This window comes from Kitasatospora sp. NPDC004669 (genome assembly GCF_040609455.1).
Taxonomy (GTDB): domain Bacteria; phylum Actinomycetota; class Actinomycetes; order Streptomycetales; family Streptomycetaceae; genus Kitasatospora.
The window spans coordinates 1-8,824 of the sequence record NZ_JBEXKB010000151.1 but is presented as its reverse complement, the minus strand read 5'-3'; the positions used below and the strand labels follow the sequence as shown (position 1 = coordinate 8,824).

General features: G+C 70.4%; 5 protein-coding genes. 3 read left to right on the top strand and 2 right to left on the bottom strand.

Features of this window, described 5'->3' with window-relative positions:
- Positions 1–304: 304 nt before the first annotated feature.
- Complete coding sequence (locus tag ABZW30_RS45825) at positions 305–1,927, bottom strand: alpha/beta hydrolase (RefSeq protein WP_355677283.1); 1,623 nt, start codon at positions 1,925–1,927, stop codon at positions 305–307.
- 22 nt (positions 1,928–1,949) lie between these two features.
- Positions 1,950–2,222 carry a hypothetical protein gene (locus ABZW30_RS45820; RefSeq protein WP_355677282.1) on the bottom strand — a complete coding sequence of 91 codons (273 nt, stop codon included), beginning with the start codon at positions 2,220–2,222 and terminating at the stop codon, positions 1,950–1,952.
- A gap of 538 nt (positions 2,223–2,760) precedes the next feature.
- Here ABZW30_RS45820 and ABZW30_RS45815 point away from each other — a divergent pair.
- From ABZW30_RS45815 to ABZW30_RS45805, 3 genes are all read left to right on the top strand, one after another.
- On the top strand, positions 2,761–3,447 hold the full coding sequence (locus ABZW30_RS45815) for a response regulator transcription factor (RefSeq protein WP_355677281.1): 687 nt from the start codon (positions 2,761–2,763) through the stop codon (positions 3,445–3,447).
- Positions 3,448–3,494: 47 nt separating this feature from the next.
- Positions 3,495–4,766 (top strand): HAMP domain-containing sensor histidine kinase, encoded by a 1,272-nt coding sequence (locus tag ABZW30_RS45810; RefSeq protein WP_355677280.1) that lies wholly within the window; start codon positions 3,495–3,497, stop codon positions 4,764–4,766.
- A gap of 806 nt (positions 4,767–5,572) precedes the next feature.
- The gene (locus ABZW30_RS45805; RefSeq protein ID WP_355677279.1) at positions 5,573–8,374 is read left to right on the top strand and encodes a glycoside hydrolase N-terminal domain-containing protein; all 2,802 of its coding nucleotides are present in this window, start codon (positions 5,573–5,575) and stop codon (positions 8,372–8,374) included.
- Positions 8,375–8,824: the final 450 nt, after the last annotated feature.

Genomic DNA, 8,824 nt, shown 5'->3' with positions numbered 1-8,824 from the left:
CATGGCCTGTAGGTCCATGGACTGACCATCACCCCAACGGCCATGGTCAGTCAGCTACTTGGCCGAATAGGTCGAGAATCATGACCGAGCCCTGTTACAGGGGATTGACACTGTCAGGCTGGTCGGCGCCCTGGAGTCGACGGCCGCAGTGAGGCGCTGTCGTGGACGACCCGGGGGTGGTGGACGGTCTGGGTCTGCGTCGCGGGTCCGGTCCGGCCGGGGACGGGGTGCGGACGGGTTGACCGTTCTCGATGTAGGCGACGTGTGCTATCCGGCGTGCGGGAATGTGTTGGTCTGATTCGGCTCAGCAGGTCGTTCCGCTCGGAACCGGTTTGAGGTCGGTGAGGTAGGCGTCCACGGCGTCGGTGACGCAGGCGTTGCTGCGGCCGTAGGCGGTGTGGCCCAGGCCCTTGTAGGTGAGCAGCATGCCTCCGGGCAGTTGGGTGGCGAGGCCCTGCGACCACGAGTAGGGCGTGGCCGGGTCACCCGTGGTGCCGACGACCAGGACCGGGGGCAGGCCGTCGGCGTGGACGCGGTGCGGCTGTTGTTGTCCGGCGGGCCAGTCCTTGCAGGTGAGTTCGGCGAGGACGGTGGAGGCGCCGATGGCTCCGGCCTCCTTGTTCGCGCGCTCCGTCAGGTCCCAGTAGGGCTGCGGGTCGCTGGGGTGCGGGTGGTCGAGGCAGTTGACGGCGGTGATGGCGACGGAGGAGTTGTCGGGGGCCTGCTCGGCGGTGGCGCTCGGGTCGGATCCGGCGCCGGGGCTGTTGTCGGAGTTGTTGTCCTGGGTGGATATGCCGGGGCTGGCGAGTTCGGCGAGTTTCGTTCCGTCGCCGTTGTGCGCGGCGCGGAGCGCCTCGGACAGGTCCTGCCACTGGGTTTCGGGCGAGTACATCGACTTGGTGACGGCGGTGAGCAGCAGGTCCTCGTTGAGCCGTTCGGTGGTGCCCTTGATGCGCAGTGGGTGTTTCGACGTCCGTGCGTACAGGTCGGTGATCATTTTGCGGATGCCGTCCGGGGTGGTGGCGGGGCAGGCGTCGTGCACGACGGCGGCGCACTGCTGGGCGTAGTCGTCCACCGACTTCTGGAAGGCTTTGCCCTGTTGGAGTGCCAGTTCGGACCAGGTGAGTGAGGGGTCCACCGCTCCGTCGAGGACGAGCGCGCGCACCCGGTGCGGGAACAGTTCGCCGTAGGCGGTGCCGAGGTAGGTGCCGTAGGACCAGCCGAGGTAGCTGAGTTTCTCGTCGCCGAGGGCGGCGCGTAGCACGTCCATGTCGCGGGCGGCGTCCAGCGTCCCGACGTGCGGCAGGATCGCCCCGCTGTGGGCCTTGCAGGCGGCGACCCGCCGGGCGGCGTCCGCGAGCGCGGCACTGCGTTCGGCGTCGGTCGTCGGGTACGTGCTCGTTGACGTGTCGTCGGAGGCGGGCTGGTCCTGGTCGGTGGCGTCGGAGGGGCCGCAGTCGATGGCCGGTTTGCTGCCAGCCACGCCGCGTGGGTCGAAGCTGACGATGTCGAAGCGGGCGCGGGTGCGTTCGCTGAAGGACGAGAGCGCGCCGTCCTTCAGCTCGCCGGCACCGGATTCGCCCGGGCCGCCGGGGTTGAAGACCAGGGATCCGATGCGCTGGGCGGGGTCCGCGGCGGCCTTCTTGGCCAGCGGCAGGATGAAGGTCTGGCCGTTCTCGGGGTGTGCGTAGTCCATGGGGACGGTCAGCGTGGCGCACTGCAGCTCGCCGCATCGTGTCCAGGTCGGCTTCTGCTGGTAGAAGGCTTGCAGGGCGCTCTGCTCGGCGGGGTCGGCCGTCGGTGCCGCGGCGGCGGTGGGCTGCGCGGGCGCGTCCTGTGTCGCGTCGTGGCAGCCTGCGAGTGTCGTCGCGCCGAGTACGGCCAGGGCCAGGATCAGGCTGCCGCGCTTGATGGTCGGATGCTTCAAGGGGTTACTCCGTCGGTTTTGGTCAGAGCTGTTTCGCGGCGCGCAAGGCGCGGGCGTGCGGGCCAGTGGCGTCGAGCGGGGAGGCGGCCTTGCGCGGTTCCTTCTGCTCCGGTTGCTGGAAGGCCGTGAGGCCCGTCATCGAGGCGAGCGCCCGGGCGGCGGCCGGCCGTACGGGGTCGAACGGGTGCTTGCGGGCGGCCGGGTCATACGTGGCGGCCGTGCCGGTCCGGCTCCTGCGGCCGTGGGTGAACGGCGCGTGCCACACCACCTCCGGCGCCCGGTCGAGAGCGAGCAAATGTGGGCTCCCCGCCCGCGACGGCTACTCCGGTGGCCGTTCGGGGGCGGCCCGTCTCCGGTCCGAGCCCGCGAACACCGGCCGGAGCCGAACACGTGGCCGCCCCGGTGCCCGCGGCGTTCCCGGGTCTCCTTGCACCAGTGCTTCAAACCCATGGCGTCGGACGCCTGTGAGAGGCCCACGGCGTTGACCGCCCTGCGGACCTGCTGGATCGCTCCCCGCTGGTCCAGGCCGCCCACGTCCGACGCCGCGCCCGCGACGGTCAGCAGTGCCAGCACCCCCGCGGCCCACCGCAGCCGGAGCGAGGATGTCAACCGGACCCGGCCAGTCCCCGGGGCGCGCTGGGGGCCCAGGCCCGGGGGTGTCTCACGGTGCCGCACACCGCCGCGCTCACGTGTCTCTCGGAGCAACCGCCGCACTGTCCGGGCTCCTCCTGTTCGATTCCGCCGTCACGTCACTGGAGGATTCCTGAGGAAGGCTGAGGATTTGATGAGGCCGGCCGCGAGGCCGGACGGCGGACCGGGCTATCCTGACCGCTGTGCGAGTACTGGTGGTCGAGGACGACGCTGACCTGCGGTTCGCGGTGGCCGCGGCACTGCGAGGCGAGGGGCTGGCCGTCGACGAGGTCGCTGATCTGCCGGCCGCCGATGAGGCGCTGTTCGTCACCGAGTACGACTGCGCGGTGTTCGATCGGATGCTGCCCTCCGGGGACGCCGTCGACTTCGTTCACGGACTGCGCCGCGCCGGGCACACCGTCCCGGTGCTGTTCCTCGCCGCCCGCGACACGGTCGCCGACCGGGTCGCGGGGTTCGCCGTCGGCGGCGACGACTACCTGGTCAAACCGTTCGCGGTGCCCGAGCTGGCGGCCCGGGTGCACAGCCTGTGCCGACGGGCGACGACCCTCCGGCCCCCCGTGCAGCGCTTCGCCGACCTGGAGATCGACACCGCCCGCCGCCAGGTGCACCGCAGCGGCGTGCTGCTCGTCCTGACCCGCAAGGAGTTCGCCGTGCTGGAACTGCTCGCGACCCGGGCGGACCAGGCCGTCCCCCGCGCCGACCTCATAGAGAAGTGCTGGGACGAGATGGCCGAGCCGAACTCCAACGTCGTCGAGGTCCTGGTCTCCCAGCTGCGCCGCAAGCTCGGCGATCCGCCGTTGATCCACACGGTCCGCGGGGTCGGCTACCGGCTGGCACCACCCACCGCCGGCGACAGCGGCCGGCGATGAGCGCCGCAGCCCGGCGCCTGCGCCCGCGTGGGCGACGGCGGCCGGCGATGACGGCCGCGGCGCGGATCCGGCGGCTGCGCTGGCGGCTCACGGCACTGTTCGCCCTGACCAGCGCGGTCGGACTGATCGCCCTGGCGGCGTTCGCCATCCGCACCGACGATAACTCCTGGCGCAGCGAGCTCGACGACACGCTCAACCTCCAGGCCCGCCAGGCGGTCCCGTATGTGAGCTTCGACGACAACGGCCGACTCGACGCGCAGAGTCTGCTGGACGCCGTGGAGACCTCGTGCCCGCCGGTGACAGTCGTGACCGGTACGGCCGACCAGCCCACCATCGCCTACACCCCGCACCAACCCTGCGTACGAGCCAGCACCGAAGACCTCGAAGCGGTCGCCGCCACAGCGATGCGGGACGGATCGGCCACCGAGGTCGAGGCGCGCAGCGAGAACGGCCACCAGATCTGGCTGCTCGCCCAGCCCTACACAGGAGCAGGCGGCCAATCGACGGCCGGTGTAGTGGTCGCAGTCGGCGACACCACCAGCGGCCAGGCCGAGCACCGCAAACTGGCACTGCTGCTGGTGACAGGCTGCGCGGTCCTGGTAGCCCTGTCCGCCGTGGCCGGGCACCTGCTCTCCGGACGGGCGATCCGGCCGGCCCTGACGGCATTGCAGCAACAGGAGGAGTTCCTCGCCGACGCCGCCCACGACCTGCGCACCCCCACCGCCTCGCTGCGCAGCCTCGCGGAGACCGCGCTGCGCGACGACGCCCACCGCGCCGCCGCGCTGGAACGGACCGTGCGCCTGGCGACCCGGATGGGCGATCTGATCGACGGCCTGCTCACCCGGGCCCGGCTGATGGCCGGTGTCGGCTCCCTGGCCCGCCAGCCACTGCGCCTCGACCAGCTCGTCGAGGTGGTCGTCGACGACACCGAGACCGGTGAGCACCGTGTGACCGTACACACTGAACCGGTCGTCGTGGACGCCGATCCCGACCTGATCCGGCGGGCGGTGGCCAACCTCCTCGGCAACGCGCTCCTCCACGGCCACGCCCCGGGCCGGCCCGCGGAAATCCACCTCACCGTCGCCGCCGACGCAACCGTGACCGTCGACGACGCCGGCCCCGGAATACCCCCGGCCCTGGCCGGCTCGCTCTTCCAACGCTTCCACAGCGGCTCCGGCTCCACCGGCCTCGGACTGTCCATCGCCTCCTGGGTCGCCCACGCCCACGGCGGCACCCTCGATGTCGACACCAGCCCGCACGGCGGCGCCCGCTTCACTCTCCGCCTCCCACCACGGGCCAAGACCGTCTCCCCGGAGTAGCCGCGCTCCAAGCAGCCCCAAGGCACCCAGGCGCGAAGCCCCGCGAGGTGAATACACGCCGCGCAGCTCGCCGTCCAGCACGTCCGCCACCTCGCGGGCCGCGTCGGCACGCGTGGCGAAGCCACCGCGCCGGCGGATATGGCGCCAGCCCTCCTCGCGGGCGAGGTCGACACAGTACGTCCATTCGCCATGCTTGGGATCCGTGATCAACCGAGGGCACCACGGACCGAGCTGCTTCTTGTTTCCGTCCACGCATCCACACCGACGGTAGACCCGGCCCCTGCTCGGACGCTGCGCCATGGTGGCACCTCCTTGGGATGGGTGATCCTGGTTCAAGGGTCACTGGCCGGCCGGGCGTGTTGGCCGAGCGTGCAGGGTGGGGCCCGAGGCACGTCAAGGCCGGGCGGTCGGGCCACGCTCAAGGCGGCACACGGCCCGGAAGACCACGTTCTGCAGTCGGCGGGTAGGCGAGTGCCGGCGCCGCACTGCTCATCGGATCGCTGCCCACCATCGCTGTGGCGAGGCGGGTCACCGGCCACATCCCCGACCGCGTTCATTCCGCCGGCTACGTCGTGCTTCTGCGACTCGTACTGATCGCGATGGTGACCACGAGAGTCTGGCGCCACGGCCACGCAGCCGGCTCCGGGCCCCGGGCAGCAATGCGCGCGATTCTGTTTAGAACTGTTGACTGTTGCTCATTTTGCCTCCATGTTTAACCACGTTTGAACATGTCTCTCCGTCAACTCGGCCCTGGACACACACCCGTGGGCCGTGGCCGCCTGCCCTATCTCTTGTTGGAGGCTCTGATGTCGGAAGCCCATCCCTCGCGCAGATCACTGCTGCGCGGCGCGGCCGCCCTCGGGGCGCTGCTGGCGGTGCCGGCACTGCCGACGTTCACCCCGCGTGCCGCAGCGGCAACCCCGTCCACCGCGAGGGCGGCGGGTCCGGTGCCGGCCGACCAGGCGACAGTGCTCTGGTACACCTCGCCGGGCACCGAGTCCGCGCTGATGGCGACGGGCCTGCCGGTCGGCAACGGTCGGATCGGAGCCCTGCTCACCGGCGACCCCGGGTACGAGGCCTACCACGTGACCGACGTGACCTTCTGGGAGGGCACGGCCAACGCATCCCTCGACTCCGGCGGGCAGTTCCCCTACGCGGCCACCGACTTCGGCACACAGCAGCTGCTCGCCAAGGCGTATTTGAGCGTTCCCGCCCACTCGGGCTCCGCCGTCAGCGGCTACCGCCGGCAGCTGGACCTGAGCAACGGCCTTGCATCGGTGTCCTACCAGGTCGGCGGTGTCGGCTACCGCCGTGACGTCTGGGCGAGCCATCCGGATGACGTGATCGTCATCCACCTGAGCCAGAGCGGCGGCGGCAGCTACACCGGTACCCTCAGTCTGAACGGAACCCACGCCGAACGCACCACCGTGAACTCCGGATCGGCCACGGCGTCGTTCACCGGCACGCTCGCCAACGGCCTGGCCTACGCGGCACTGGTCCAGGCGACCGGCACCGGTGGCGCGGTCAGCGCGTCGGGGACGGCGGTGACCTTCACCGACTGCACCGACGTCCTGCTCGTCATCAGCGGCGGCACGGACTACTCCCCGACAGCCGCGGGGTTCATGGACCCGACCATCGCGCCGGCGAAGGTGGCCGCGAACCAGGCGTCCCGAGCCGTCGGCCTCGGCGCGTCCGCACTGCTCGGAAACCACCTGGCCGACTACCAGCCGCTGCAGCAGGCGATGACGCTCGACCTCGGCCGCTCGACCGCCGCGCAGCGAGCTCTGCCGACCGACCGGCGACTGACCGCAGCGTACGCCTCCGGCGCGGCACCGGACCCGGAACTGCACGCCGCCTACGTGCAGTTCGGCCGGTACCTGATGATCAGCGGCTCCCGCACCAGCCTGCCGATCAACCTCCAGGGACCGTGGCAGCTGGACAACTCGCCCGACTGGATGAGCGACTACCACACCGACATCAACGTCCAGATGGTCTACTGGCTCCCGGACCGGGCCGGTCTGCCGTCCTGCTACCAGGCCTTCGCCGACTACTGCGTCAGCCAGTTACCGCAGTGGGAGGAGCACACCCGGGCACTGTTCAACTCCTCCGCCAACGGGTTCCGCAACTCCTCGAGCCTGACCGCGGGTTGGACCGTCGCGATCTCCGCCAACATCTACGGCGGCCTCGGCTGGTGGTGGCACCCGGCGGGCAACGCCTGGCTGTGCAACGAGCTGTACGCCCACTACGAGTACTCGCAGGACTCCGCGTACCTCGCGAAGATCTACCCGCTGCTCAAGGGCGCGTGCCAGTTCTGGGAGGCGCGGCTGATCACCACCAGCTACACGGACGCGGCCGGAGTGAGCCACACCGTGCTGGTCGACGACGCGGACTGGTCACCCGAACACGGCCCGACGAACGCGACCGGCATCACCTATGCGCAGGAGCTGGTCTGGCAACTGTTCCGGAACTACCAGGCCGCGGCCGCCACCCTCGGCCAGGACGCGGCCTATGCCGCGACCATCGAAGGGCTGCGGAGCCGGCTCTACCTGCCGCAGGTCAGCAGTCTGACCGGGTGGCTGGAGGAGTGGATGACACCGCAGGACCTGGACACCTCCGACACCACCCACCGCCACCTGTCACCGCTGGCCGGGCTGTTCCCGGGGGACCGGATCACCGCCGACCAGAGCCCCGCGGAGCTGCTCACCGATATCACAAACCTGCTGACCGCGCGCGGCATGACCAGCTTCGGCTGGGGTGTCGCCTGGCGCTCGATCTGCTGGTCGCGGCTGAAGAACCCGGCGAATGCCTACCAGTGCTTCGTCAACGGCCTCACTCCCTCGGTGAACGGCTCGACCGGGACCGCGGGAAACTTCTTCGACATCTACGGCGGGCAGACCTTCCAGATCGACGCCAACATGGGCCTGCCCGCCGCCGTGATCGAGATGCTGGTCTACTGCAGGCCCGGCCTGCTCCAGCTGCTCCCGGCGCTGCCGTCGGCCTGGTCGGCTTCCGGCAGTGTCAGCGGTGTCGGCGTCCGCGGTGGATTCACCGTCGACCTCGCCTGGAGTGCGGGGCAGGTGACCTCGTTCACCCTGCACAACATCGGCCCGGCCAGTGCCACCATCACGGTGACATCGGGCGCGTGGAGCAGGCAAGTGACCCTCCCGCCCGGACAGTCGGCGACATTCGACAGCTTCGTCCTGGTCAACCGCGGCAGCGGCAAGGCCATCGACGACCCCGCGGCCTCGGGCGCCGCCGGGACAGGGCTGATCCAGTACTCGCCCGACGGCGGGTCCAACCAGTCGTGGACGCTGAAACCCGCCGGGACGGGCGTCTTCACGCTCGTCAACGGAGCCTCCGGCCTGGCGATGGACGTGTTCGGCGGCTCGACGTCGGACGGCGCCGCGATCATCCAGTGGACCCCGACCGGGGCGACCAACCAGCAGTGGACGCTGAAGGACGCCGGCGACGGATACGTCAACCTGGTGAGCGTCCGAAGCCAGAAGCTGGTCGGCGTCGTCGGTTCCTCGACGGCCGACCTCGCCGGCCTTGAGCAGGAAACCGGCACCAGTGCTGCCAACCAGCAGTGGCAATTGATCCTCGCCTGAGCCCGACCGGGCACCGGCGCGTTCGAACGCCTGTGGGCCCTGCCCGACCCCGGCTGACCAGCCACAACGCCCCATCCCGACGAGCACTCGACCAATTCCGGAGCGGTGGAACCCGGTGCCCACCCGGCGCATCAGCCAGGCCGCCCGCCTGCCCATCATCGCCCAGAAAGGCCGAAACGGCCCGCCAGACGAGCGAACCCGACAACCGTCACGGCAAGCACCGTTGCAGTACTAAGTAGCTGAGTTCGGGTGGCATTTGATGTCGATACCCTCACGCCTCCGGTGAGCGTGGTTGCGGTGACGGCCCCGAAGAGCGCCAGTCTTCGCACGAGTCGGCCGACCGTCGGTGCTGACCGGGCTTCGGGCGTCAGGTGTTTCGGTGGTAGTAGTCGATCGAGACCTTGACGGGCCCGTCGCCCTGGGCGGCGGAGAGCAGTCGGACGATGGCCA